The 25,043-nt window shown below is 69.5% G+C and carries 21 protein-coding genes; 11 read left to right on the plus strand and 10 right to left on the minus strand.

Annotated features, from left to right (window positions below):
- Positions 1-11: 11 nt before the first annotated feature.
- The 3 genes from FEK34_RS12385 to FEK34_RS12395 form a co-directional block, all read right to left on the minus strand.
- Positions 12-3,740 carry a murein biosynthesis integral membrane protein MurJ gene (locus tag FEK34_RS12385; RefSeq protein ID WP_283206598.1) on the minus strand — a complete coding sequence of 1,243 codons (3,729 nt, stop codon included), beginning with the start codon at positions 3,738-3,740 and terminating at the stop codon, positions 12-14.
- An 886-nt stretch (positions 3,741-4,626) separates the two neighbouring features.
- The gene (locus tag FEK34_RS12390) at positions 4,627-7,188 is read right to left on the minus strand and encodes a DUF6049 family protein (protein ID WP_138447962.1); all 2,562 of its coding nucleotides are present in this window, start codon (positions 7,186-7,188) and stop codon (positions 4,627-4,629) included.
- Entirely contained in the window at positions 7,185-7,721 is a 537-nt protein-coding gene (locus FEK34_RS12395; RefSeq protein ID WP_081597542.1) for an NUDIX hydrolase, read from the minus strand. The genes FEK34_RS12390 and FEK34_RS12395 overlap by 4 nt, the downstream gene beginning before the upstream one ends.
- Positions 7,722-7,873: 152 nt before the next feature.
- Here FEK34_RS12395 and FEK34_RS12400 point away from each other — a divergent pair, with 152 nt between their 5' ends.
- Positions 7,874-9,343, plus strand: coding sequence for a CCA tRNA nucleotidyltransferase (locus FEK34_RS12400; protein WP_138448148.1), 1,470 nt, complete (start codon positions 7,874-7,876; stop codon positions 9,341-9,343).
- A gap of 18 nt (positions 9,344-9,361) precedes the next feature.
- Here the strand turns inward: FEK34_RS12400 and FEK34_RS12405 are convergent, their stop codons facing one another.
- Positions 9,362-10,177, minus strand: a complete 816-nt coding sequence (locus tag FEK34_RS12405; protein WP_138447963.1) for a hypothetical protein — start codon at positions 10,175-10,177, stop codon at positions 9,362-9,364.
- A 150-nt stretch (positions 10,178-10,327) separates the two neighbouring features.
- Here FEK34_RS12405 and FEK34_RS12410 point away from each other — a divergent pair, with 150 nt between their 5' ends.
- From FEK34_RS12410 to FEK34_RS12420, 3 genes are all read left to right on the plus strand, one after another.
- Positions 10,328-11,083 (plus strand): LamB/YcsF family protein, encoded by a 756-nt coding sequence (locus tag FEK34_RS12410; RefSeq protein WP_138447964.1) that lies wholly within the window; start codon positions 10,328-10,330, stop codon positions 11,081-11,083.
- A 49-nt stretch (positions 11,084-11,132) separates the two neighbouring features.
- Positions 11,133-11,858, plus strand: coding sequence for a 5-oxoprolinase subunit B family protein (locus FEK34_RS12415; RefSeq protein ID WP_138447965.1), 726 nt, complete (start codon positions 11,133-11,135; stop codon positions 11,856-11,858).
- A gap of 159 nt (positions 11,859-12,017) precedes the next feature.
- Positions 12,018-12,884, plus strand: coding sequence for a biotin-dependent carboxyltransferase family protein (locus FEK34_RS12420; RefSeq protein WP_138447966.1), 867 nt, complete (start codon positions 12,018-12,020; stop codon positions 12,882-12,884).
- Here FEK34_RS12420 and FEK34_RS12425 read toward each other — a convergent pair.
- Positions 12,878-14,515 (minus strand): DUF4185 domain-containing protein, encoded by a 1,638-nt coding sequence (locus FEK34_RS12425; RefSeq protein WP_138447967.1) that lies wholly within the window; start codon positions 14,513-14,515, stop codon positions 12,878-12,880. The two genes, FEK34_RS12420 and FEK34_RS12425, sit on opposite strands and share 7 nt — an antisense overlap.
- A gap of 189 nt (positions 14,516-14,704) precedes the next feature.
- Between FEK34_RS12425 and FEK34_RS12430 the strand changes: the two genes are divergently transcribed.
- Complete coding sequence (locus FEK34_RS12430) at positions 14,705-15,364, plus strand: hypothetical protein (RefSeq protein ID WP_138447968.1); 660 nt, start codon at positions 14,705-14,707, stop codon at positions 15,362-15,364.
- A 99-nt stretch (positions 15,365-15,463) separates the two neighbouring features.
- On the opposite strand, the gene FEK34_RS12435 is transcribed toward FEK34_RS12430, so the two are convergent.
- On the minus strand, positions 15,464-16,795 hold the full coding sequence (locus tag FEK34_RS12435) for an MFS transporter (protein ID WP_138448149.1): 1,332 nt from the start codon (positions 16,793-16,795) through the stop codon (positions 15,464-15,466).
- A 134-nt stretch (positions 16,796-16,929) separates the two neighbouring features.
- Positions 16,930-17,397 carry an NUDIX hydrolase gene (locus tag FEK34_RS12440; protein ID WP_138447969.1) on the minus strand — a complete coding sequence of 156 codons (468 nt, stop codon included), beginning with the start codon at positions 17,395-17,397 and terminating at the stop codon, positions 16,930-16,932.
- 224 nt (positions 17,398-17,621) lie between these two features.
- Between FEK34_RS12440 and FEK34_RS12445 the strand changes: the two genes are divergently transcribed.
- Positions 17,622-18,413 (plus strand): pirin family protein, encoded by a 792-nt coding sequence (locus FEK34_RS12445; RefSeq protein ID WP_138447970.1) that lies wholly within the window; start codon positions 17,622-17,624, stop codon positions 18,411-18,413.
- A 118-nt stretch (positions 18,414-18,531) separates the two neighbouring features.
- The gene (locus FEK34_RS12450) at positions 18,532-19,002 is read left to right on the plus strand and encodes a DUF4190 domain-containing protein (RefSeq protein ID WP_138447971.1); all 471 of its coding nucleotides are present in this window, start codon (positions 18,532-18,534) and stop codon (positions 19,000-19,002) included.
- Here FEK34_RS12450 and FEK34_RS12455 read toward each other — a convergent pair.
- Positions 18,980-19,504, minus strand: coding sequence for a hypothetical protein (locus tag FEK34_RS12455; protein WP_138447972.1), 525 nt, complete (start codon positions 19,502-19,504; stop codon positions 18,980-18,982). The genes FEK34_RS12450 and FEK34_RS12455 overlap by 23 nt on opposite strands.
- Positions 19,505-19,636: 132 nt before the next feature.
- Here FEK34_RS12455 and FEK34_RS12460 point away from each other — a divergent pair, with 132 nt between their 5' ends.
- From FEK34_RS12460 to FEK34_RS31140, 3 genes are read left to right on the plus strand one after another with little or no spacing between them, the layout of a single operon-like run.
- Complete coding sequence (locus tag FEK34_RS12460) at positions 19,637-20,488, plus strand: Scr1 family TA system antitoxin-like transcriptional regulator (RefSeq protein WP_138447973.1); 852 nt, start codon at positions 19,637-19,639, stop codon at positions 20,486-20,488.
- A 10-nt stretch (positions 20,489-20,498) separates the two neighbouring features.
- Complete coding sequence (locus tag FEK34_RS12465) at positions 20,499-20,879, plus strand: DUF397 domain-containing protein (protein WP_138447974.1); 381 nt, start codon at positions 20,499-20,501, stop codon at positions 20,877-20,879.
- A 33-nt stretch (positions 20,880-20,912) separates the two neighbouring features.
- On the plus strand, positions 20,913-21,101 hold the full coding sequence (locus FEK34_RS31140) for a sigma factor (RefSeq protein ID WP_283206599.1): 189 nt from the start codon (positions 20,913-20,915) through the stop codon (positions 21,099-21,101).
- 38 nt (positions 21,102-21,139) lie between these two features.
- On the opposite strand, the gene FEK34_RS12475 is transcribed toward FEK34_RS31140, so the two are convergent.
- A complete protein-coding gene (locus FEK34_RS12475) occupies positions 21,140-21,724 on the minus strand; it encodes a dihydrofolate reductase family protein (protein WP_138447975.1) in 585 nt (194 codons plus the stop codon).
- Between the two features lie 114 nt (positions 21,725-21,838).
- Between FEK34_RS12475 and FEK34_RS12480 the strand changes: the two genes are divergently transcribed.
- On the plus strand, positions 21,839-23,845 hold the full coding sequence (locus tag FEK34_RS12480) for a M13 family metallopeptidase (protein ID WP_138447976.1): 2,007 nt from the start codon (positions 21,839-21,841) through the stop codon (positions 23,843-23,845).
- Positions 23,846-23,910: 65 nt separating this feature from the next.
- On the opposite strand, the gene FEK34_RS12485 is transcribed toward FEK34_RS12480, so the two are convergent.
- Positions 23,911-24,798, minus strand: a complete 888-nt coding sequence (locus FEK34_RS12485) for a L,D-transpeptidase (protein WP_432760951.1) — start codon at positions 24,796-24,798, stop codon at positions 23,911-23,913.
- Positions 24,799-25,043 lie beyond the last annotated feature (245 nt).

A 25,043-nucleotide genomic window follows, 5' to 3' on the forward strand; every position in this document is an offset into this window, starting at 1 on the left:
CCAGTGAGGCGTCAGCGGGCGGCGTCGAAGCGGATGTCGGCGATGGAGGTCTGGAACTGGCCGTCGGCGTTGCCGAGGCCGGTGATCCAGACCAGCACATAACGGGCGGCCTGATCGGCCTGCACCGGGATCTGGGTGACGCCGTCGACCAAGGTCGCGCTGCCGATCAACTGCGTCTGATCCAGCGTGGGCGAGGTGGTCGGCGAGGTACGGATCTCCACCCGGGTGCCCGGGCTCGGCGAGTTGATCGCGACATTGGTGAGCTTGGCCGGGCTCGGCAAGGTCGCCAGCAGCCCGACGCCCTTCTTCAGAGCCGGGAACTGCTGGAAGTACTGGTCGGTGCGCCACATCGAGGAGGCGTTGTTGTCCAGCACCGAGCCGACGCCGCTGACGTTGTCCGGGGTGCCCTCCGGCGAGAACACCGACACACCCGTCACCGGAACCGGCACCCCGGCCTTCGGCGCCGGCGCACCGGGCGTCGCGGCGGGTTCGGCGGGGGCGGAACTGGCCGTGGTGAGTCCGATATTGCGCTGTTCGTTCAGCGGTTCATCGGAGGCGCCCGGCGCGAAGATGCTCACCATCCACCAGATGATGATGCCGACCACGAGCGCGGTGAGGATGCCGAGGCCCACCATGATCCACATCATCCGCTGCGACTTCTCGCGTTCGGCCGCAAGCAGTTCCGGATCGGCGAGGGTTTCGTCGGCGGGTGCGGTGGCGCGCTGGCCGAGCCGGAGCACCGGAATGAAGTCGGTCTTCTGATCGACCACCGACGCCTGCTCCAGCACATGCTGCACGGTCGCGGCGGTCCGCACACCCTTGTTGGGCTCCAGCGAACGGACCGCGACGGCGGAGATCTCGAACGGCACCTCCGGACGGATCTGGCGCGGTTCGACCGGGGTGCCGTCGGGGCCGAAATCGGCCAGCCGCAGCCCGCCGACCGTGGCGGCACTGCCGGTGACGCCACCGGCCCGCAGCGGCCAGCGCGCGGTGATCAGCGCGTAGAGCATGGCGCCGAGACCGCGCACGTCGGACTGGGCGTCGGAATCGGCCAGCGTGCCGGGGAAGGCGAGCACCGCGTCACCGGAGGCGCTGATGCGCACCCGGTCCGGATGGTCGATCGACAGCGAACCGCCGCCGCGATGGGCCATCTCGGCGGCCGAGGCCAGCGCCCGGATCGCGCGGGCGGCACCGATCGGCGAGGGCACGGTATCGGCCATCTCGCGCAGCGACCGGCCGGGAGTCCATTCGGCCACGACAATGCCGCCGGAGCTGCCGCGCACCACATCCAGCACGCGCGCCAGGCCCGGCGAGTTGATCTTGCCAAGGCGCAGCGTGCGCGACAGGATCGCCTGCGGGCCATCGTGACCGGAGTTGTCGGCGGCCTTCTGATCGGCGTCGACGAAGGTCAGCGCGACCTCACGATCGAGCTTGATGTCGAGCGCCTGCCAGAACTTCAGGCCGCGCGCACCGCCGTGGCTGGCCAGCAGCCGGTAACGACCGCCGGCGACGGAGGCGCCCGGCATCAGCTTCGGGCCGCGCGGGGTACGGCGCGGGCCGCCGCCGTCACCGCCGCCGACCGGCGGCATCACCGGCAGCATGCCGGTGTCGTACATCGGATCGCGTGGCGGCGCGTGGCGCTCGGTGCGGTCGTCTGCGTGCTCGGCATCGGAGGACGGATCCACCTCGTTCGGATCGGCCTGCTCCGGCTGGTGCGCCGATGCGGAATCGGGCTGCTCCCCCGCGGCGAGCGGAACGTCGGTGGAGAGCCCGCCCGCCGTGTTCGCAGCTGATTCGGCGGCTGGGACGCCGCCCACCGCGTCGTCGCTCACCCTCGGTCCTCCTTCGCCCTGATGTGTCGCAACCCCGGCGAATTCGCCACTTGTGCTTCTCTGCCGAACAGGGTACGGGAACTCGCCGACCCCGGTGATGTCAACAGCATTCGAGCGGATGACGGGCAGCACCATGGTCTGTGCGTCCATGGGGTCGTAGTGGGAGTAGGCCAGGTACGGATCGGGCCTGCGCAGGATCTGGGTGGCGTACTCGTCCTCGACCGGCTCGTCCAGCCCCAGATCGGGCGCGGGCGGAGTGATGCCGAGCTTGCGCGAGATCGCCACGGTGATGGCGACGATCTCCGGGATACCGGCCAGGCGCATGAGTCCGAAAGCCACCCCGAACATCACCAGCGAGGTGATGACGACGCGGATGAACGAGCCCGGGCCGTGCAGCGAGTCCGAGAGCCGGTGCAGGCCGAGCACCTTGTCCACGATCAGCATCACCGCGCCGCCTGCCGCCGAGGACAGCACGACCCTGGTGATGGTGTGGCCCACATTGGCCATGCGCAGATCGCCGAGGCTGCGGTGCAGCAGATATCCGCCGATGAAGGCGCCCGCGGTGAAACCGACGCCGGTGGCCGCGCCGAGCACCATCACCACCTGATCGCCATTGCTGGCCAGCACCGGCGCCAGCGCCGAGCCGATGATCTTGACGGTGACGATGCCGAGAATGATCCAGGTCGGCGTCCAGGCCTGCTCCCTGGCGTAGAACACGCGCAGATGGATCAGTACCAGCGCGTACGGGATCAGCGTGAAGGCCGACCAGCTGACCGCCTGGCCGAGGCGTTCGGCGTCCTCGGCGAAGCGGGCGTAGCCGAACAGCGCGTCACCGACCTGCGGGCCGGCCAGCGTCAGGAACACGACGATGGGGATCAGCGCGATCATCGTCAGCCTGGTGGCGGCCGAGAGATCGTCGACGACCGCCGGGGTGTCGTCGTTGGCGGCGTTGCGGCTCAACCGCGGCATGATCGCGGTGAGCAGGGTGACGCCGAGCACGCCGTAGGGCAGCTGGAGCAGCGCCCAGGCGTTGTTGTAGATCGCCGGACCGGCCGCGTCGGCCTGCGAGGAGATGTGGTTGGCGAAGATCGTGCCGATCTGGCTGATCAGCACGTAGAGGATGATGGCGGCGCCCATGGTGCCGAACTGCTTGAGCCGGGCGTCGACGCCCCACAGCGGGCGCAGATCGATGCCTTCGCGGCGGATGGCCGGGATCAGCACCATCGCCTGGGTGACGACGCCGAGGGTGACGCCGACGCCGAGGATCAGCAGCTTCGGATCGCCCATCCGCACCGGATCCAGCGAGATCTCACCCGGGGTCACCGCGTACAGGCCGAGCGTCACCAGCACGACGATGTTGTTGAACACCGGGGCCCAGGCGCCGGGTTTGAAGTTCTGCCTGGTGTTCAAGATGGCCGTGAACAGGGCCGACATGCCGTAGAACAGGATCGCCGGTACCAGCAGGAACGTCAGCGCGGTGGTCAGATCGGTGTTGACCTCACCGTCGGCTGCGACGAACAGATGGGTGGCCAGGATCGGTGCCGACGCCGTGGCCAGCAACGCGGCCGTGGCCAGCACCACGAAGGCGGCGGTGACCAGCCTGCGCACGAACGCGGCGCCGCCGTCGGCGTCCTCCTGTTCGGCGCGCACCAGCGTCGGCACCACGATCGCGGTCAGCACCGCGCCGAGCACCAGTTCGGCGATCATGTTCGGGATCAGGCTGGCCGAGGTGAAGGCACTGGCGATGGCCGGGCCGAGCACGGTGAGCAGCAGCAGCTGCTTACCGAAGCCGGTGATGCGGCTGATCAGGGTGGCGAAGGCGATGGAGCCGGAGTCGCGCAGCAGCCGGGCGTTGGCGCTTTCCTTGGACTCGGGCTTGGCGGGCTTGTCGGCCACCACGACCGGCATGCCCTTGGTGCTCGGCCTGCCGGACTCGGCGCGGGGCGCCACTCGTTCGGGCGGCGCGGGCCGTCGCACCTGCGGCTGCGGCTGGGTGGGCGGTCGATGCGGTGGCTGCTCGCCACCGCGCGCCGGACGACTCTGCGGCGGCCGGCCCTGACCCGGCACCGACTGACCCTGCGCCGGCCGACTCTGCCCCGGCACCGACTGGCCGGGGCCCTGCGGCGGTTGGCCGGGGCCCTGCGGCGGCTGACTGTGCTGCGGCGGCCCGGGCGGACGCTGCGGTTGGCCCGGACGCGGCGGCCTGCCCTGGCCCTGCGGCGGAAGCGGCGGACGCTGAGGCCTGCCCTGTTGCGGCGGCCCGGGACGCACCGGACGTTGCTGGGGTAGCTCACCGCTGCGGGGGTCGCGCGGCGGCACCGGACGCTGCTGGGGAAATTCCCCGCTGCGGGGATCGACCCCGCCCTGCGGCGGCCGACCGCGCGGCGGAATCCGCTGCGGCGGCGGCAGCGGACCGGGACGTCCCGGTTGCGCGGGCGGCGGACCGGGCCGTGGCGGCCGGGGTTCGGCGGGGTAACTCTGCTGACCGGGATGCGGTGGACGCTGCGGTGGCGGCATCCGGCGGCCGGGGGCGGGCGGTTCGCCGGGACGGCTGATGCGCGGCACTCCGGGCCCGGCACCGTCGCCGCTCATCGTCGGCTCCGCGTGCGGTCCCCGTTCCCAGGGCGCCGCGGGGGCCCGCCGGGCCGGTGGTACGTCGGGGCGGTCCTCGGGTCGCTGATGAGCGAATTGATCATCGTCGCCCATCATGCCTCCTGTGCATCGCCGGGCAGCGGAACCGGACGGTGGCGATGAGCTGCGCCGCGCCGAAGCGCGCCGGGCGGGCCTGGCTCATCTACACCTCCTGTTGCTGTCCTTGCTGCCGAAGTGCGCGCTTACGCGCCCGCCGGTACCTGTTGACCCGCCGCCGGATGCCCGGATCGACGCCCTTGTCGGCGGGATCCGGCTCTCCGTGGAACCGGCGCCACAGGCGGCGTCCGGCCAACAGGAACAGCAGTATCCCGGCACATGCGGTAATTATCGCCAGCGTTTGACCGTACGCGTTCGAACGCACCGACACCGACGTGGCGTTGCCGAGCGGCACCCCCTCCGGCGTGGTAAGCGAAATCGGAATGACCAGGTTACGGGAGTCGCTGACCTCGGTGGGGATCTGGAACGAGCGGGTGCCGCGCGGCGGCAGCTGCTGTTCGCCGATATCGGTGATCTTCGTCTCGGCCGGAGCGTCGATCCGGAACCGGATCCGCACCGCGACCGGCAGATCGTTGCGGGCGACCAAGAGCAAGGGGCTCTGCTCGGAGGCCAGGGTGTACACCCCGCCCGGCGGCAGCACGGTGACCGAACCGAACATGCGGTCCAGTGCGGTCGTGGTCTGCTCCACCCGGCGCTGGGCGAAGGTGTCGGCCATGGCGGTTTCGCCGCGGCGGTCGGACAGGCTCAGCGCGCGCACCAGGTCGTCGCGCAGCGGGGTGAGGAATTCCTGTGGCGTCGGCTCCGACTGCGGCACCTCGACCAGCGCGCGCATCAGTTCGCTGATCCGATGGCCCTGCTCGCGGATCGGCGCGACGAACCGGCCCGGTGCCGCGTCCTCGCTCGCCTGCGCGAGGTAATCGACCTGGTAGGGCGCGGAATCGGCGGGCTGGTCGAGCAGCTGGGCGAAGCTGCGCGGGGTGGCCAGATTGTTCTCCAGCAGCAGTTCGACCTGGCGCAGGACCGCGATGGCCTCGTCGCGGTTGGCGCCCCACTGTTGCGGCGGCACCAGCAGGGCCGAGCGCGGCCGGTCCGGACGCGGGTTGAGCGCACTCCACGACAAGGCGCCGAGCGCGTCCTGCAAGCGGGCGGTCCTGGAGTCCTTGGTGACCTCGTAACGGACCCGGTCGGGGGTGAACGACGGCGTCGGCGGGTTGGAGCCCATCGCGGCCAGCGCCGTCGCCGACCAGATGTCGAAGGTGGCCGCGCGCAGGGCCGGATCATCGGCGGGTTCGGGGACTCGGGGGGCCGGAACTCCCGCGGCGGGCGGCGGCGCCGCGGCGGGTGGGACGGGCGTCGCGGGCGCGGGCGGTGTGATGCCGGGCAGCCGGACCACATCGGGCGTTCCGGGTTCGGGCTCGGTGCGCGCGGTGCGGGTGGCGGCGGTGCGTCCGGTGACGCCGGTGCGGGCCGAGGTGATCGCGGGATCGTCGGCGAGAGCGACGGCATTATCGGCCAGCACCGCGGTCTTGAAGCCGTTGCTGCGCAGCAGCACTCCCGCGCTGGTGTCGATGCTGCCGGAATCGGGCAGGCTCACCCCGCGCACCGACCGGGTGGCCAGGATCGAATCGACGACGTCGGCGGGCGCCTTCACCGCGCGCGCCGTGAGCTGCGGATCGTCCACCGCGGCCAGCGCCGACAGGTCCACCTGTGCGAACGGCAGCGCCACCGTGCACATCGACGAGGCCAGCGTCCGCAACCGGTCCAGCCAGGCCTGCGCCTGGTCCGATCCGGTACCGGCCCTGGTCGCGCCGCCCGGGTCGGATGGGCTGGCCAGCACCCGGTAGTCGCCGGTCATCGCCTGCACGGTGAGCAGCAGATCCGGGTCGACGGCGACACACACCGAGGAGGCCAGCCGCTTGTCCCGGCCCGCATCGCTGCCGAGCACGGTCTCCAACGCGTCGAGCAGCTGCTCCAGCCGCCCGCCCTTGGCCAGCGACGACGCCAGCTCGTCATCGGTCAGTTCGGGCAGCTCGTCCACCGTGCCCGCGCGCCCGGCCACCAGCCGCGGCCGATCCGCCAGCGGCCACACCAGCGTGGTCGCCACCGGGGGCGCCGGTGCGGGCGGCACCGGTTCGGTGGCGCCGGCCGAAGCGGGCGGCAGGCCGAGCACCGGCAGCAGGAAACGGGCGTCGTCGAGGCGGGCCTGGCTGCCGTAGGCCGGTTCCCCGTTGACGTTGAGCAGCAGCGGATACACCCCGGGTGCGGTGATGTCGAGCGAGGCGCCGGTGTCGTCGGCCCGCAACGCGATGCTCAGCGTGAACTGGCGGCGCTGGCCGGGGCTGAGCCGTTCGGCGACGTCCTCGAAGGGGCCGGCCACGTCGTAGTTGGCCTGGTCCAGCCGCAGTGCGGTGCGCAGTCCGCTGGGTTCGGCGATCGCGCGGGCGCGCTGCACCCGGACGCTGACGTCGTCGACCACCCGGTCACCGATGTTGGTGACGGTGCCCGACACGGTCAGCAGTGGATCGCTGGTGGTGGTCACCGTGGTCGGGGTCACCGAGTCCAGCGAGAGCTTGAGGAACTTCGGCGACGACGTCTCACCGGACTCGCTCGGCTGCGCGCCCGCGGGTGGTTCGCTCAGCACCGGCAGCGTCGCCACCGCGCCGAGAATCGTCAGGACCGCCACGATGATCCGCAGTCCACGCGTCATTGCTTGCCGGTCTCCATCCGGTCGATCAGCCGGTTCGCCACCTCGGCCAGGCGCCGTTCGTCGGCGTAGGCGAGCCGGGAGTCGAGCTCACTCAACGGAACCCACGCCACCTGGGTGACTTCGATGTCCGCGTCGGACAGTTCACCACCGACCGAGCGTAAAAGGAAATGGTGCACCGTTTTGTGTACCCGGCGGCCGTCGGTGACGAACCAGTAATCGATGCTGCCGAGTTCGGCGACCACCACGCCCTGGATGCCGGTTTCCTCGGCGACTTCCCGGATGGCGGTCTGCTCGGAGGTCTCGCCTTCTTCGATATGGCCCTTGGGTAGCGACCACAGCAGCCGTCCGCGCCGGTCGGTGCGCCCGATCAGGGCGGCGCTGCGCTGTTCACGCGGCCCGTCGAGGCCGTCGACGACGAGGCCGCCCGCGGAAGTCTCCTTGACCGTGCGCATGCGTGGTCTCGCCGCGTTTCCGGCCGAACCTCGGCGCCGGGGCTGGCGGCGTCGACTGTTCGCGCGATCGGCCGGGGACACCAAGCAATCCTAATCGACGGCGCGGGCCCGGCCGTCCATAGACCGCCGCATGGCGGCGGCGTTCCCGGCCCGCGCGGACGGCGGTGTCCGGGACAACCTTCGGCTGGGTAAGGTTCACGTTCGTGGTTTCGACCGGCCCCGACCCCGCCCAGCTGCCCGCGCAGACCGATCACGCGCAGCTCGCGCCCGATGAGCGCCGCACCAGGCTGCTCGCCGCGGCGGCGGTGACCCTCGGCAGCCTCGGCGATGTGCTCACCCCGCTCGGCGAGCTGTTCGCCGCGCGCGGGTTCCAGCTGTACCTGGTCGGCGGCAGTGTCCGCGACGCGGTGCTCGGCCGCCTCGGCACCGATCTCGATTTCACCACCGATGCCAGGCCGGAGCAGGTGCAGCAGATCATGCGCGGCTGGGCCGATCATCTGTGGGACACCGGCGGCCTGGCCTTCGGCACCGTCAGCGCGGCCAAGGACGAGCAGCAGCTCGAGATCACCACCTTCCGCAGCGACTCCTACGACCGGGTCTCCCGCAACCCGGAGGTCACCTTCGGCGACAGCCTCGAAGGCGATCTGGTCCGGCGCGATTTCACCGTCAACGCGATGGCGGTGAAGATCGGCGCGGACGGCGCCCTGGAGTTCGTCGACCCGCTCGGCGGCATGGACGCCCTGCTCGCCGGCGTGCTGGACACCCCGTCGACGCCGCAGGAATCCTTCGGCGACGATCCGCTGCGGATGCTGCGTGCCGCCCGTTTCGTCTCCCAGCTCGGTTTCACGCTGCATCCGCGGGTGCAGCAGGCGATCACCGAGATGGCGGGCGAGATCGAACGGATCACCGCCGAACGGGTGCGCACCGAACTGGACAAGCTCATCGCGGGCGCGCATCCCATCGACGGCATCAACATCATGTGCGAGACCGGGCTGGCCCAGATCGTGCTGCCCGAGGTGCCCGCCATGAAACTGGAGATCGACGAGCATCACCAGCACAAGGACGTCTACTGGCATTCGCTGACCGTGCTCGAACAGGCCATCGACCAGGAAGAAGGCGATCCCGACCTGGTGCTGCGCTGGGCGGCGCTGCTGCACGACATCGGCAAACCCGACACCAAACGCAATGAGCCGGGCGGCGGAGTGAGCTTCCACCATCACGAGGTGGTCGGCGCGAAGATGGTGCGCAAGCGGATGCGGGCGCTGAAATATCCGAAGCAGTTCACCGAAGACGTGGCCAGGCTGGTGTTCCTGCACCTGCGGTTCCACGGTTACGGCAAGGGCCAGTGGACCGATTCGGCGGTGCGCCGCTACGTCACCGACGCCGGTGACCTGCTGCCCCGGCTGCACAAACTGGTGCGCGCCGACTGCACCACCCGCAACAAGCGGCGTGCCGCGGCCCTGCGTGCCACCTACGACGATCTGGAGCTGCGGATCGCGCGGCTGCAAGAGCAGGAGAACCTTGATCGGGTCCGCCCCGACCTGGACGGCAACGCGATCATGGAACTGCTCGGCCTGAAACCGGGGCCCGAGGTCGGCAAGGCCTGGAAGTACCTGAAGGAACTCCGGCTCGATCGTGGCCCGCTGACCAGGGAAGAAGCCGAGGCGGCGCTGCTGGAGTGGTGGAAGAGCCAGCAGTCCTGATCCGGCCGGGCGGCCGGACTAGAACACGATCAGCGTCGTCCCCGCGACAATCGCCGCCCGCATCTGCGCCAGGTCGATCGAACCGCTGACCTCCGGCAACTCGACCCGGAAGCGCACCAGATCGCCGTCGCGGGTGGCGTGCACGACGCGCGCGTTATTGGGTAGTTCGGGCAGCCGGATCGGGCGCACGGTGCGCATCCGCCGCGGAATCGGCACGCCGAACCAGCCGGCCCGGCGCACATCGAGGGTGAGCATGTTCTCGCGCACCGAGGCGTCGGCGACGGCGGTGATCCGGCGCTGCCGGTGCACGGCCCGGACCAGGCCGTCCGGAGCGAGCGACAGCTTCCAGTCCAGCTGTTGCTCGTTGAGCCAGTCGACCAGGGCGGCCGTGGTCACGGTGCCCTCGACGTCGAGTTGGGCGGTGCGGACCTTGGTGGGCACGCCGGGGATGAGCCGGACGCCGTGCGCGATCACTGTCATCTCGCGGATCGGATGCTTATCCCAGTGCAGATCGGTGAGCACGGTCTTGGTCTGGAAGTGCGCGCCGCGACGGCGCACCTTCAGCACCTCGAGGGTCGCGGTGAGGTCGTGGCCGAGCAGGGTGGCGGTGACCTCCTGGCCGCCGAAGCGGCTGAGGATGCCCTCGCTGAGCACGGTGAGCAGCACATCGGGCATGAGCGCGGTCACCGTGCCCGCGCCAAGATCGGCCACCGGATCCACCCAGGCCGTGGTGTAGGAAATCCACTGCTCCAGCCAGGATTGCTCGAACAGCCGCTTGCCGAAGTCCACTGCCCGCAGCGGTGACCAGGACTTCGGGTCGAAATACGTGGCCATGATTGCTCCGAGCGTACTGGGCGGGCCCGGCCGCGACCATCGCCGAATCCGGGCTCGACCGCGGCCGATCCCCCGCGACCGGCCCCGGACTGCGATCCTTGTCTGCGGAATCACACCCCGAGGACAATGGTGGCGACGGGAAGGACGCGCATGGCGCTGGATCTGAACAGTGATCTCGGCGAAGGCTTCGGGCCGTGGACGATGGGCGACGACGCGGCGATGCTCGACATCGTCACCAGCGCCAACATCGCCTGTGGCGCCCATGCCGGTGATCCGACGATCATGCGCCGCACCTGCGCGTCGGCCGTGGAGAAGGGTGTCCGGATCGGCGCCCACGTCGGCTACCGCGATCTGGCCGGATTCGGCCGGCGCGCGATCGCGGTGGCGCCGGCCGAACTACGCGACGAGGTGCTGTATCAGATCGGCGGCCTGGACGGTTTCGCCCGCGCCGAGGGCGACCGGGTGCGCTACGTGAAACCGCACGGCGCGCTCTATCACGCGGCCGCACGGGACCGGAAGATCGCCGACGCGGTGCTGGCCGCGGTCGCCGAATACGATCCCGAGCTGGCGTTGCTCGGCCCGGCGGGCACCGAACTCGAACACGCGGCCGGCCATATCGGGGTGCGGTTCATCGGCGAGGGGTTCGCCGATCGCGGCTACACCCCGTCCGGTGGGCTCGCCGATCGCGGTACGCCAGGGGCGATCCTGCATACCAATGAGGCGGTCGCCCAGGCCGTCTCGATCGCCATGTCCGGCACCGCGCGCACCGTCGGTGGATCCGGGGAGGTGACCGTGCGGGCCACCAGCATCTGTGTGCACGGCGATACCCCGGAGGCGGTGGAGATGGCCCGGTTGATCCGGGAGACGCTGGACGAGGTCGGCGTGGTGGTCGCGCCGTTCAGCTGAGACCCGAGGCCCGCGAGCCGTACCATCGGTGGCCTGGAGGGAGGCGCTGATGACGACATCGACGGGTTCGGTGCCGCACCGATCCGGCCCATCGCGCACTGCCGGATCGCGCACCGACACTGCCGCGCAGGCGATCCGGGCGGCCGGCGACCGCGCCTTCCTGCTCACTCCGCGCCCGGACGCCGTGGCCGACTTGGCCGCTGACCTGCGCGACCGGCGGCTCGACGGCGTACAGGATGTGCTGCCCGCCGCGGAAACCGTGCTGGTGACGCTGCGATCCACCGCCGACGCCGAGCCGGTGCGGCGGGCCTTGCACACGCTGCTCGAGGAACTCGCCGAGCGCCCCGATTCCGGCGACGTTTCCCGTGGAACATCGTCCGCCGGCGAGCCGGTCCTGATCCCGGTGCACTATGACGGCGCCGATCTGGACGAGGTGGCCCGCACCCTCGGGCTCAGCGTCGCGGACGTGATCGCCGCGCACACCGGGACCGTATGGCGTTGCGCCTTCGTCGGTTTCGCGCCCGGCTTCGGCTATCTCCGCTCCCCCGACGACCGCCTCGATGTCCCGCGCCGCGCCGAGTCGCGCACCGCCATCCCGGCCGGAAGTGTCGCGTTGGCGGGCGGATACTCGGCGGTCTATCCGCGCAAGTCGCCGGGCGGATGGCAGTTGATCGGCCGCACCGAGCTGACCATGTGGGACGTCGACCGCGATCCGCCCGCCCTGATCCGGGCCGGTACCGCGGTGCGATTCGTCGATGCCAGGGCGGGGCGATGAGATCCGGGCACGCTCGGCCGGCGATCAGCGCGGCGCGGGCGACGGATGACATCGAGGCGGGCGCGCGGCGACGGCAGCGACCAGCGCGTACCTGTTCGTGGGGAGATGAGGACCGAGCGTGCGAGCGGGTTCGCCCGTGAACGCGCCGGGGAGGCGAGGATGACCGACGACGCGACACTGCTGGTGGAGCGGGTGGGGCCGCTGGCGACCATCCAGGATCTCGGCCGTCCGGGCTGGTTCGATTCGGGCGTCGGTGTGTCCGGTGCGGCCGATCGCGGCGCGCTGCGGCTGGCCAATCGACTGGTCGGGAATCCGGAGGGCCATGCGGGAATCGAGGTGCTGCTCGGTGGTGTGCGGCTGCGCACGATGCGCCACACCACGCTCGCCGTGACGGGAGCGCCCGCGCCGGTGACGGTCGACGGTCGTCCGGTCGGGCATGCCAGCGTGCTGGAACTCGAACCGGAGCAAGTCGTTTCGCTCGGTCTCGCATCGACGGGTTTGCGCAGCTATATCGGCGTGCGCGGCGGCGTCGATGTCGCGCCGGTGCTCGGCTCGCGCAGCCGCGACACCATGTCCGGGATCGGGCCGCAACCGCTGCGCGCGGGTGATGAAGTGCCCATCGGCCCTGCGCCGCGGACGTTTCCGATCCTGGACCTCGCGCCGCTGCCGAATCTTCCTGTGGTGCTGGATATTCGCGCCATCCCGGGTCCGCGCGACGACTGGTTCACCGATCCGGCGGCCTTGTTCGCCGGCAGCTGGTCGGTCAGCGCCGACGTCGACCGGGTCGGTGCGCGGCTACGTCGCGAATCCGGCCCGCCGTTGGAACGGTCGCGCACGCAGGAACTTCCGACCGAAGGCGTCGCGCTCGGTTCCATCCAGGTGCCGCCCGCCGGGCAGCCGGTGGTGTTCCTCGCCGATCACCCGATCACCGGGGGCTATCCGGTGATCGCGGTGGTCGCCGACGCCGATATCGACCTCATGGCGCAGGCGCGGCCGGGCCAGACCCTGCGGTTCCGGCGCTACTGATCGAGGCGGGCGTGCATGAGATAGACGTTGTAGCTATCCCACGCCGAAATGGTGAAGTACAGGTCCTTCGCCGTCGACCATGGATGGATGAAGCCGCCGTAGGACTTCGGGTAGTCGGTGGTCGAGACCAACGGCACCGCATCGGTCCAGGCGCCCTGCGGTGAGGCGGCGGTGCGCAAGACGATCGCGCCGCGCGCCGAATCCAGATACACCATCTGCCAGCGGCCCGACTCGGCGTCGTAGCGGACCGACAGTTCCGAGGCGATCCCGGGAACCAAAGGCGTGGCGAGGTTTTCGGCCGCGGGAGCCCAGGTGCCGCCGACCCAGTACTGGTAGGCCGACTTGTTGAGCACCTCGTCCTTGGGCACCCTGGCCAGGCCGATCACGCCGATGCGCCCGTTGGGGGTGCCGAACATGTAGACGTAGTCGCCCTGCGGCACCATCGCCGCCACCTGGAACCGGCCGAGCCCGAACAGGTTGTCCCACTTGGCGTGCTGGTCCTTGACCCAGGTGCTGCCGTTGTCGTCGGAGTACGCGATCCCGCCGTAATTGGTCCACCACAGGCCGGGGATGCGGCTCCACCGGTTCACCGACATATAGCTCAGGTACTGCCGGTCGCCGAGGGCGAAACCGGAGGTCGGGATGGTGGTGGTCTCCCAGTTCTTCACCTTCCGGCTGCCGAGGAGTTCGGCGGCGTGGCAGCGGCTGTCCTGCACCATCGTGTCGATCTTCAGACCGTCGGACAGGTCGCGGTCGGTGCTGTAGCCGAGGACGTTGCTGCGCCAGTCCTCGTCCTCGCCGCCGGCGCCGCCCGCACTCCAGCCCTTTCCGAAGGTGTCGCCGAACACCACGGCCACCTCGCCGGGCCGGTTCTCCCACATCAGGCCCAGATCGGTGCCATCGACCTGCCAGCGCATATCGGTCCGGTTCTCCGAACCGGGGCCGGTGACCTGCTCCACCAACCGCACCGACTCCACCCGCGCGGGCGCGACGGCGGGACTCAACGGTCCGGGCTCGGCCGGGTGCACCACGTGTGGCGGCGCGGGTTGCGGTGGGTCGCCGGGCTCGCCGGGTACCGGAATCGGGATGGGTTCGATCTCGGGTTTGATCTGGATCTTCGGCAGTTTGATCGGCTCCGCCGAGCCGGAGGAGCTGCCCGATCCCGATCCACTTCCCGACCCGGATCCACTGCCCGACCCGCTACTCGAACCGGAACCCGGCGCAGGCGGTGACTGCGGTACGGGCGCGGATTCTTCCGGCTTCGCGGTGTCACGGATATCGGGGCACGGGTTGCGGCACGGGTCGCTCGGCAAGGGCTCCGGCACGATCCGGGTGTTGTCCTGCGGCGGATCGGGCACCGGCACGGGGGTGAGCTGCGGGACCGGGATCGGGATATCGATCTGCGGCGGCAGCGGTGGCGCGGGCGGCTGCGAGGGGTCCGGTTCACGTGTGAGCGGATCGAAACCCACCTCGCCGCAACTGTTCACCGGCGGCGGCGCCCACGGAAACGGTGCCGCTTGCACCGGCGCAGGCACCGCGAGTACACCCGTGAGCAGCACGCCGAACAGGGCGGGACGGAACGGGGTGCCGGCGCGGGAGTGGATACCGAGGTGGTTCGGCAGAGGTCCCATGGCGCGGCGGCTCCCGGGTCGGATCGGAACGGGCGTAGCTGATCCCGTGGCCCCGCCTGTGATGCAGGCTCCGGGGCCCGGCCGGATCAAGCGAAGATCAACTTACCGTGCGAGGCGCCGGAACCAAGGGATGAGAGCGAATGTTCATTCCGGTGGAACCGGATCGCCGCGCGCCGCGTCCAAGCAGATATGAACGAGATCGAGTACGCCTTCGGAACCGGCGACGGCACCGTCGACGTCTGGTCGACGCAGGCGAATCTGGAACTGGCCGGATCGCCGGACGCCGTGCAACTGGACTTCGACGGCGACGGCCTGATCGACGACGCCATGTGGGACACCCAGGGTGACGGCGTCGCCGACGTCGCCGCACTCGACCTGAACGACGACGGCGTACTCGACGCCTTCTTCACCGACCCGTCGGGCCACGGCGTCTGGGACCACCAGATCACCGGCAGCACCGCCGACGCCGCCAGTGAACCGCTCGACTGGATCGTGCGCGGTGAGGCCCCGCCCGCCCCCGCTGCTCACGACTCCCCCGCCGGCTACGGCGCGGCGCACCCAGCCCCGCCTGCCGATCCGCTCGTCGGGCACGCGCCACCGCATCCGGCGCCCTCTGCGGACGGGTCCACCGGGTACGACCGCCCGCCCCACGCCGTTGCCGCTCCGTCCGCGGATCTTCTTGCCGTGCGGCCGGTGGACCCCTTCGCCCGGCCGGATGTGCAGCCGGGCAATCCCGCCGGCCTGGTGGTGCAGTTCAACCTGGAGATGCAGGTGAATGCGTCGCCGGGCGGGCCACAGTCTTCTGCGGATCCGGCGGGCGCCGGGTTCGCAGCCGACGGGCAGCACTGATCGCGCTGCTCGTCCAGCCGGTCCGGGCCGGATCGACGAACTTCGCCGACGTTCGAGGGGTCGATGTGCGGGGTTGGCCGATCCGCCTGGACACGCGGGTCACTCGGCCGAGGCGAGGCGCCCGCGGCGGGTGTTGAGCGCGATGGCCAGCAGGCCCGCGCAGTAGATGCCCGCGCCGGCACCCACCACTCCCAGCGATCGCCCGTCGTCGGGCACCGCCAGTGCGGCCGTGGCGACGGCCAGTACGAACGCCACGTTGAACACGGTGTCCTGGAGGGCGAATACCTGGCCGCGGCGGGTGTCGTCGATATCGATCTGCATGGCCGCGTCACCGGTGAGTTTGATGGTCTGACCGGCCAGGCCGAATAAGAAGGCCCCGGCCAGCAGCAGTTGATGGGCCCGGTGCGCGGCCTCGCCCGCCTCGGCCACCGCGATCGGCGTCACCAGCAGCAGCTGCACCACCGTCGCGGTCACCAAACCCGCCACGACGGTGCGTGGTCTGCCCAACCGTGGGATGAGCACCGGCGCGACCACCGCCGCCACCAGCATGCCGCTGGCCGTCGCGGCGATCGCGACGCCGAAGCCGATGAGCCCGCTATCGACGCCCGAGCCGTCCGAGGGTGCCTGCCGCAGCACCAGCACCATGATCAGGGTATTCATCCCGAACACGACGCGATGCGTGCCGATACCGATCATCGCGGTGGTGACCTGCACCGATTCCCAGACCGCGTGGGCGCCGGTGCGCAGTCCGGTCGCGATCGCGCGCACCGCGCCGGTTCGTGCGGCGGCCCCGGCTTCCGGGCCGAGCGCGCGAGCGGCGAATCCGGTTGCCAGGGCAACCCCCGCCACCGAACCGGCTGCACTCACCCCCACCGCGACCGCCGATCCGGTATCCCCCGCGCCGATCAGCCCGATCACCGCGACCGAAGCGGCCGCCCCCACACCCGCACAGCCGGAGGCCACGGTGGCGAGCACCGAATTCGTCGGCACCAGCCAGCGTTGCGCCAGCACCCGTGGCAACGCGGCCGAGACCCCGGCCATCACGAATCTGCTGATGCCGACCACCGCGAGCGCGAGCAACAGCAGCGGCGTGTCGCCGATCCCGGCCAGCAGACCGAGGCTCACCACGCCGATCAGCACCGCACGCAGGACATTCGCCACCAGCAGCACCGTGCGCCGGTCCCATCGGTCCAGCAGCGCACCCGCGTACGGTCCGATGAAGGAATACGGGAGCAACAGCACCGCGAAGCCGGCGGCGATGGCCAGCGGATCGGTCTCGCGTTCGGGATTGAACAGGATGGCACCCGAGAGCGCCGCCTGGAACATGCCGTCACCGAACTGGCCGGTGAAGCGGACCAGCGCAAGCCGCGCGACGCCCGGGCTTTCGCGCAGGGCGGTGCGGAACGCTTTGGCCTTGCCGAGCGCGTTCATCGGGGGTGGTGTGGCGGGCTCGCCGGATTCGTCCGCCCCATGGCGGTTGTCGGGGCGAGCGCTGGACACGGCCGTGAGGCTACCCGGAGCAGGCCCTGTCCATATTCCGAGCGTGCTCGGGGGTGCGGACGACGTCAGCGAATTCCCGTGCTGACCAGTGCGATGACCGTTTGGCGCATATCCGGCGCCATCGGCAGCTCGGCCAGCGCCTCGGCATCGATCCAGGCATAGGCGTCGTGTTCGCCGGGCGCCAGTTCGACCTCGCCCGGTTCGGCCTCCACCACGAAGGCGAATTTGCGGACGCGGGCCTTGGTTCTGGTGGCGTAGTCGAAGCTGCCGAGGAAATCGGTGATCGCGCGTAACCGCAGACCGGTTTCCTCGTGCAGTTCCCTGGCCACACTCTCGGCGAAGCTTTCCCCCGTTTCGACACCGCCGCCGGGCAGTTCGTACATGCCGCCGTGATAATCGTCCGGTACCCGCCGCACGACCAGCAGTTTCCGGTCCCGGAATACCGCGACGCCGACCACGAAGTCGGTGATCCCGTCGCGGTGCGCCTCGGTGCGGAGCTGCCGCTCGACGCGGGCGAGTGTTTCCGGTCGCATCCGGCCCATCCCTCCGGTTCCCTTGGGGCACATTCTGTTACGCCACCGCACCGATTCGGCAGATCGGCCGGTACTGCTCACCTACCGTTCATCCGCTGGTCGCTCGCGTAAAATGCCGAGTGCAGACAATTTACAAGGAATGGGGAGTATCGCGCGCCTGCGGTCGCGCCCGCGGTACTTCGACCGGAAAGGCGATGGTGCCAGGGCCCGAGAGGAGGACCGCGATGTCCACACTCACGACTCCGCATATTGATGTCCATCGCGGTGGCGACCGCATGAAAACGCGTATCTCATGGCTCGATTCGAAACACTCGTTCTCGTTCGGCCAGCACTACGACCCCGATAACACCCATCACGGGCTGTTGCTCGTGAATAACGAGGATATAGTTCTGTCAGGTCAGGGCTTCGATACCCATCCGCACCGGGATATGGAGATCGTCACCTGGGTGCTCAGCGGCAGCCTTGTCCATCAGGATTCCCTCGGCCACAGCGGAATCATCTATCCGGGCCTGGCCCAGCGCATGAGCGCGGGCACCGGAATTATGCATTCGGAGAAGAACGATTCCTGGCGGCTGGACGGAAATCGGCCCGAACACGACGAGCCGGTCCATTTCGTGCAGATGTGGGTGTTGCCGGATGAGCCCGGCGTCGACCCCGGCTACCAGCAGCTCGAGATCGACGATCAGCTGGCCGGCGGCGGCCTGGTCACCGTGGCCTCCGGGCTGCCCCGCTACCGCGATCGCACCGCCATCGCCATCAACAGCAGCCATTCCGCGCTGCACGTGGCCCGGCTCGCCGCCACCGAACCCGGCGGCCCCGATTCGGTCATCGAGCTGCCCGACGCGCTGTATCTGCACGTCTTCATCGCGCGCGGCGAGGTCGACATGGAGGGCGTCGGCCCGCTCTACGAGGGCGACGCGGTGCGGATGACCCGTTCGGGCGGGCAGCGCATCACCGCGCGGATGCCCTCGGAAATCCTGGTCTGGGAGATGCACGCGCGCCTCGGCGGTCCGTAGCCGGCGCACCGGTTGGGTTCGCCGCCATACGGATCCGCGCTCGGTGCGCCATTAACATCGAAGGCCGGCAGGCGCGATCAACCGATGCCCGACCAGCGGCCCGACCGAGAGGACCACCATGTCGCAGTATCCGCCTCCTCCTCCCGGCAACTATCCGGCCCCGCCGCCCGGGCAATACCCCGGTCAGCCCGAATACTGGCAGGAATCACCGCAACGCAAGGGTCTGGCGATCACCACGCTGGTGCTCGGCATCCTGGCCGCGCTGAGCTTCTGGACGGTCGTCGGTGGCGTGCTGTTCGGCCTGTTCGCGGTGATCTTCGGGGTAATCGCGGTGATCAAGGCGATGCGCGGCCGCGCGGGTGGCGCGGTCATGGCGTGGATCGGGCTGATCCTCGGCGCGCTCGCGATCGTCGGCGCCGTCATCGCGGGCATCGTCTACTGGGGCTTCGCCGAAGAGACCGGCTTCACCGATTTCTACGACTGCGTGAGCCAGGCGGGCAACGATCAGGCCAAGATCGACCAGTGCGAACGCGAATGGAATCAGCGCATCGAAGACAAGATCGGAATCACCCCGACTCCCGCGCCTTGACCGCGACCGCCCTGGTCGCGGCCACCACATCGCCGAACTCGGGCCGATAATCACCCTGCGGCGGATTGATCCAGATCCGGTAGCCGTTGCGTTCATCGGCGGGCGAGGGCAGCACGATCTGGCTGCCCGGCAACGCCACCGACGCGCATTCGCGGAACAGATCCGCGAACAGCTCGGTATCCAGATAGGAGTCGTCGACCGGTTCGGTGAGGAAGGTCCAGCGCGAGGAGCGCGGGTGGGCGATGATCGGGCCATTGCGCATGCCGCGGCTGTCGAGCCGGTCGTGTACCTGTTTGCCGAGCACGGCGGGCATCGCGACCGCGCCGACCGCCCCGATTTCGAGCACGATGCGGCCGAGTGCCTCGTCGACGTCGGCGAACAGGCCGTGTTCGGTGCGGTATCGGCGGCAGCGGGCCACCGGATCGGAGTCTGCGCGGAACTTCTGGGGCGGATCGGACGCGGGATAGCTGCCCGGCTCGGAATCGGTGCGGGACGTACTCATGACGAACCTCGCCCTCGGCGCTGGTGGATCTCGTACAGGTGGGATCGACCGCTGACCTCGACAGTAGACCGGGTTACCAGCGCTGACAATAGTCACACGCCGGGGACTTCGGCGGGCGTAGCATCGGCTGCCATGGCACCCGTTTCGCCGACAGTTGCCCGCTGGGAATTGGTGCTGCGGCTGCGTGAGCTGCGCGAACAGCGGGGCTTCGACTCGGCCGGATTCGCCAAGCTGGTCGGCTTCACCCCGGCCAACTGGTCGCATGTGGAAAAGGGCAGGCGGGTGCTCACCACCAACACCATCGGCCCGGTGCTCGACCAGCTCGAGGTGGAAGCGGAAGAACGCACCGAACTGCTCGAACTACTGCGCGCGAGCAAGCAGCGCGGCTGGTGGGCGAAGTCCTCGGCGCTGATCGGCCCGGAACTACAGCGGCTCTACGGGATGGAATACGGAGCGCAGAGCATTCGCAGCTACGACAGCTCCGTGGTGCCGGGCCTGTTGCAGACCGAGGATTACGCCAGGGCGCTGATCAGCGCCGATGTCATGATCCGGCCGGTGCAGGTGGAGCAGCTGGTGGCGATCCGGATGCAGCGTCAGCAGCGGTTGCGCGGGCCCGATCCGGTGGAGGTAACCGCGGTGGTCGGCGAGGGCACGCTGCGTCAGCAGACCGGTGGGCCGGATGTGCTGGCCGCGCAGCTGCGTCATCTGGTGGACCTGATGACCGAACTCGGCAACGTCGAGGTGCGCGTCATCCCGTTCACCGCACCGGCCGGGGCGGTGCTCGGCGGGTCGAGTTTCCATCTGATCGACTTCGCGAGCGAGCGGCTACCCACCTTCGGCTGGGCCGAGAGCGCGGTCTTCGGCGGCGCCGTCGACGACCCGGAGCAGGTCCGCGATCTGAGCTTCGCCTTCGTGCGCGCACTGGAACAATCGCTGTCGCGAGAAGACTCATTATCCCTGCTCAGACGGTATGTAGTCGGGTAAAATGCGGCCCATGGCCACCACCGCGAAGTACCGGCCGCATGCCCGCGGCTGGTTCACATCGAGCAGATCCAACAATGGCAATCAATGTGTCGAGGTTCGGTTCGATGGTGATGCGGTGCTCATCCGTGACAGCAAATACCGCCGCAACCCGGCCAACCGCCCCGACGAAGAGCCCATCATCACCGTCACCGCATGCGAATGGACCGCATTCATCGATACCGTCACCGGGCGCGCAACCGCCACCAGCGTCTTGACCGTGCACACCGCCGAGGACGGCCACACCAGTCTCGGCCACCGCGCCACCACCCTCACCTACACCCCTGAGGAGTGGCAGGCCTTCCTCGACGGCGCCATCGCCGGCGAGTTCGACCGCATCATCCTGCCCGCTTGACCATCACCCCACAGCGGTCGCGCCCACCCGCGGATCGGCTGCCGCGGCAGGAGGTTTCGAGTCGGCGAGCGTGGGCGCGCCGGGCTCGACGACGCCCAGGACATGCCGCAGGAGACGTTCCTGCGCGCGTGGAACAAGCGCGAGTCGTTCAGGGGCGACGCCGCGCCGCGGACCTGGCTCTACTGGATCGCAGGGCCGAGGGTCACGGCCGGCCAGGAATGACTTCGCCCGGCCTCACGACCTGATCGTCCGGGCCGTGCTCATCGCCTCGTCTCGTATCGGGTCAGCAGGATGCCGCCGGGAAACCCACGGGTCTCCACGAGGTTCACGTTCACCCAGCTGTCCAGCGCGGTGAAGAACGGCGTCCCGCCGCCCACCAGGACCGGGTGGGTGACCAGCGCGTATTCGTCGATCAGACCGGCCCGCATGGCCGCCCCGGCGAGCGTCGCGCCGCCGATGTCCATCGGGCCGCCGTCCTCGGCCTTCAGCCGGGTGATCTCGGAAACCGCGTCGCCGGTGACCAGCCGGGTATTCCAGTCGACGGTGCTGGTCGTCGAGGAGAACACCACCTTCGGCATGTCCCGCCAGCGGCGGGAGAACTCGCTCTCCGCCGGTGTGGCGCCGGGCTGCTGGTCGGCGGTCGGCCAATGCGAACTCATCGCCTCCCACAGCTTACGGCCGTACAGCGCAAGGCCCGTCGCCGCCACCCGGTCGGACCACCATTCGAACAGCTCGTCGTTCGGTGACGAGTCAGGTCCCTCACCCCCGCTCCAGCCGAGGTCGTCGCCCGGCGCGGCGATGTAGCCGTCCAGGGTCACATTCATGGCAAAGGTCAGTTTCCGCATGTGGAGCCTCCCGTGAGTCGATGACACAAGTACTGACGGGCGCGGCGGGAAAACCTCATCGGCGAGCTTTCGCCGCACCCCACAGACGTCACGGCCACCGGCATACTGGTGGTCGTGACCTCCGAACTGACCAGTCCTCCCTCCGGTATCGACCTGTCCTACCTCGACCCGGCCGTTCGGGTGCAGGACGACCTGTTCGCGCATGTCAACGGCGCCTGGCTGCAGTCCTATGAGATTCCGGCCGACCGTGCCGTCGACGGCGCCTTCCGCACGCTCTACGACCAGGCCGAACTCGACGTCAAGGCCATCATCCAGCAGGCGGGCGGTGCGCCGGGCAGCGAGGGCCGCAAGGTCGCCGACCTGTATGCCAGTTTCATGGACACCGAACGGGTGGCCGCCGCCGGGCTCGCGCCGATCGCCGGCGAGCTGTCGGCCATCGCCGAGGTGGCCGACCGCACCGCGTTCGCGGCCCTGCTCGGCCGGCTGCAACGCACCGGTGTCGGTGGCGCGCTCGCGGTCTACGTCGACACCGACGACAAGAATTCCCAGCGCTACCTGGTGAACCTCACCCAGTCCGGTATCGGCCTGCCCGATGAGTCCTACTACCGCCAGGACGAATTCGAGGCGATCCGCACCGCCTATATCGCTCATATCGATCGGATGTTCGCGCTCGCCGCCGCAGACGAGGCGGTGGCCGGGTTGCTGCCCGCCGAGCCGGTGGGCCGTCGGGTATTCGAACTCGAACGCAAGCTCGCCGCCGGGCATTGGGATGTTGTGCGCCGCCGCGAGGCCGAGTTGAGTTACAACCTGCGCACCTTCGCCGAGCTGAGCACCGAGCATCCCCAATTCGATTGGCAGGCCTGGGGTTCGGCGCTGTCGGAGAATGTAGCGACCGACGCGAGCGAGCTGTTCGCCGAACTCGTGGTGCGCCAGCCCGAATACCTCGGTGTCTTCGCGGGCGCCTGGGAGCAGGAGTCGCTGGCGGATTGGCAGGCGTGGGCGATGTGGCGGGTGCTGCGGGCCCGCGCGCCCTATCTGACCGATGAGTTGGTCGACGAGAACTTCGACTTCTACGGCCGCACCCTCACCGGTGCCCAGGAGAACCGCGAACGCTGGAAGCGCGCGGTGTCGCTGGTGCAGGATCTGCTCGGCGAGGCCGTCGGCAAACTGTATGTGGAGCGGCACTTTCCGCCGGCGGCCAAGGAACGCATGGTCGAGCTGGTGGAGAACCTGCGCGAGGCCTACCGCCGCAACATCTCCGAGCTGGAGTGGATGGGTCCCGACACCAGGAAGGCCGCACTGGCCAAGCTGGAGAAGTTCACCCCGAAGATCGGTTACCCCGACCGCTGGCGCGACTATTCGGCGCTGGAGATCACCGCCGACGACCTGGTCGGCAATTACCGTCGCGGCTACGCCTTCGAGGTGGACCGGGATCTGAACAAGCTGGGCGGCCCGGTGGACCGCGACGAATGGCATATGACGCCGCAGACCGTCAACGCCTATTACAACCCGGGCATGAACGAAATCGTGTTCCCCGCAGCGATTCTGCAACCACCGTTCTTCGATATGAACGCCGACGACGCCGCCAACTACGGCGGAATCGGCGCGGTGATCGGGCACGAGATCGGGCACGGATTCGACGATCAGGGCGCCAAATACGACGGCGACGGCAATATGGTCGACTGGTGGACCGACGCCGACCGCGCCGAATTCGCCAAGCGCACAAAGGCATTGATCGACCAGTACGGTGTGCTGTCGCCGAAGGATCTACCCGACGAACACACCGTCAACGGTGAGTTCACCATCGGCGAGAACATCGGCGATCTCGGCGGACTCTCGATCGCGCTGGAGGCGTACCGGATTTCGCTGAACGGCGCCGAGCCGCCCGTCATCGACGGGCTGACCGGTTTGCAGAGGGTGTTCTTCGGCTGGGCGCAGGTGTGGCGCACCAAGGCCCGGCCCGAGGAGGCCATCCGCAGGCTCGCCACCGACCCGCATTCGCCGCCGGAGTTCCGCTGCAACGCCGTGGTGCGCAACATCGATGCCTTCCACGAGGCCTTCGACATCCAGCCCGGTGACGCCCTCTACCTGGAACCGGAGGAGCGCGTCAAGATCTGGTAAGGCCACCGACGACAACGGCGGCGCGTCCGGAAAGGACGCGCCGCCGTTGCGGTGTCAGAGGCCGATCAGTTCCAGTCGCCCAGCCCGTCGCGCTGGTTGAGGGTGCCGCCCGCGGTGTTCTGCACGATCACCGCGTCGCCCTTCTTCACGTTCTCGAAGAACCACTTGGCGTCCTCGGTGCTGACGTTGAGGCAGCCGTGGCTGACGTTCGACACACCCTGCTGGCCCACCGACCACGGCGCGGCGTGCACGAAGATGCCGCTGTTGGAGATGCGGGTGGCGTATTCGACGTCGAGCTTGTAGCCCTCGGGATCGTCGATCGGCACACCGTAGGTGGAGGAATCCATCACCATCTCGCGGCGCTTCTCGCCGACGATGTAGGTGCCGTTGGGGGTCTCGTGGTCGGGCTTGCCCATCGAGGTCGGCATGGTCTTGACCACCTCACCGTTGCGGGTGACGGTGATGGTCTTGGTGTTGTCGTCGGCGGTGGCGATCAGCGACTCACCGATCCGGAAGGCGCTGCGGCTGCCGCCCGCCTCCACCACGACGTCGGTTTCGGCCGGCCAGAACTCGTTCGGCCGCCAGCGCACCTGCTTGTCGCTGAACCAGTAGAAGTGGCCCTCGGCCGGGTTCGAGGAGGTGATCTTGATGGCGCGCTCGGCCGCGGCGCGATCGCCCACCGGCTCCTTGAAGTTGATGATGATCGGCTGCGCGACGCCGACCACCTCGCCCTCGCCGGGGTTGAGGCTCGGCGGTGCGAAGTTGGCCTGCGGCGGCACCGGTTCGGTGGCCATTTCCGCCGAACCCGACGGTAGGTGGGGCGCGGCCTGGGCAGGAGCGACGAGCAACGCGCCCGCGGCGGCGACCGCCGCGGTCAACAGGACGCCCTGGCGGAGCCGGTGCGCGCCACGACGGCGCGTGCTCATCGACTCGGTGGTCTTGGCGGCATACATATGTTCTTCGTCCATTCCATCTCTCGGCCGCACCCGCTCGCCGTGGATTGCACGGCGCGTTCGCGCGCGACCTGCGGAGCGGCCCGGTGACTGCTCACCGGACCTGCGGAGCACCCCACGGCATCGAACATGCGCGGTCCCCGCGGCGTGCGCATCGTTCTCGGCGCACCGACGGGTCGTGGAGCCCGGAGCGGCCCCGACCGGGTATCCGCGGATCCGCTGCCGTGACGGCGGCGACCCTGGCG

This window comes from Nocardia cyriacigeorgica, from assembly GCF_005863245.1.
GTDB classification, from domain to species: domain Bacteria; phylum Actinomycetota; class Actinomycetes; order Mycobacteriales; family Mycobacteriaceae; genus Nocardia; species Nocardia cyriacigeorgica_C.

Bases quoted from the DNA above. Each gene is read 5' to 3' on its own strand.
- FEK34_RS12385 (WP_283206598.1), bottom strand. From the start codon at position 3,740: ATGCCGGTCGTGGTGGCCGACAAGCCCGCCAAGCCCGAGTCCAAGGAA.
- FEK34_RS12390 (WP_138447962.1), bottom strand. From the start codon at position 7,188: ATGACGCGTGGACTGCGGATCATCGTGGCGGTCCTGACGATTCTCGGC.
- FEK34_RS12405 (WP_138447963.1), bottom strand. From the start codon at position 10,177: ATGGCCACGTATTTCGACCCGAAGTCCTGGTCACCGCTGCGGGCAGTG.
- FEK34_RS12410 (WP_138447964.1), top strand. From the start codon at position 10,328: ATGGCGCTGGATCTGAACAGTGATCTCGGCGAAGGCTTCGGGCCGTGG.
- FEK34_RS12415 (WP_138447965.1), top strand. From the start codon at position 11,133: ATGACGACATCGACGGGTTCGGTGCCGCACCGATCCGGCCCATCGCGC.
- FEK34_RS12420 (WP_138447966.1), top strand. From the start codon at position 12,018: ATGACCGACGACGCGACACTGCTGGTGGAGCGGGTGGGGCCGCTGGCG.
- FEK34_RS12425 (WP_138447967.1), bottom strand. From the start codon at position 14,515: ATGGGACCTCTGCCGAACCACCTCGGTATCCACTCCCGCGCCGGCACC.
- FEK34_RS12430 (WP_138447968.1), top strand. From the start codon at position 14,705: ATGAACGAGATCGAGTACGCCTTCGGAACCGGCGACGGCACCGTCGAC.
- FEK34_RS12435 (WP_138448149.1), bottom strand. From the start codon at position 16,795: ATGAACGCGCTCGGCAAGGCCAAAGCGTTCCGCACCGCCCTGCGCGAA.
- FEK34_RS12440 (WP_138447969.1), bottom strand. From the start codon at position 17,397: ATGCGACCGGAAACACTCGCCCGCGTCGAGCGGCAGCTCCGCACCGAG.
- FEK34_RS12445 (WP_138447970.1), top strand. From the start codon at position 17,622: ATGTCCACACTCACGACTCCGCATATTGATGTCCATCGCGGTGGCGAC.
- FEK34_RS12450 (WP_138447971.1), top strand. From the start codon at position 18,532: ATGTCGCAGTATCCGCCTCCTCCTCCCGGCAACTATCCGGCCCCGCCG.
- FEK34_RS12455 (WP_138447972.1), bottom strand. From the start codon at position 19,504: ATGAGTACGTCCCGCACCGATTCCGAGCCGGGCAGCTATCCCGCGTCC.
- FEK34_RS12460 (WP_138447973.1), top strand. From the start codon at position 19,637: ATGGCACCCGTTTCGCCGACAGTTGCCCGCTGGGAATTGGTGCTGCGG.
- FEK34_RS12465 (WP_138447974.1), top strand. From the start codon at position 20,499: ATGGCCACCACCGCGAAGTACCGGCCGCATGCCCGCGGCTGGTTCACA.
- FEK34_RS12475 (WP_138447975.1), bottom strand. From the start codon at position 21,724: ATGCGGAAACTGACCTTTGCCATGAATGTGACCCTGGACGGCTACATC.
- FEK34_RS12485 (WP_432760951.1), bottom strand. From the start codon at position 24,798: ATGTATGCCGCCAAGACCACCGAGTCGATGAGCACGCGCCGTCGTGGC.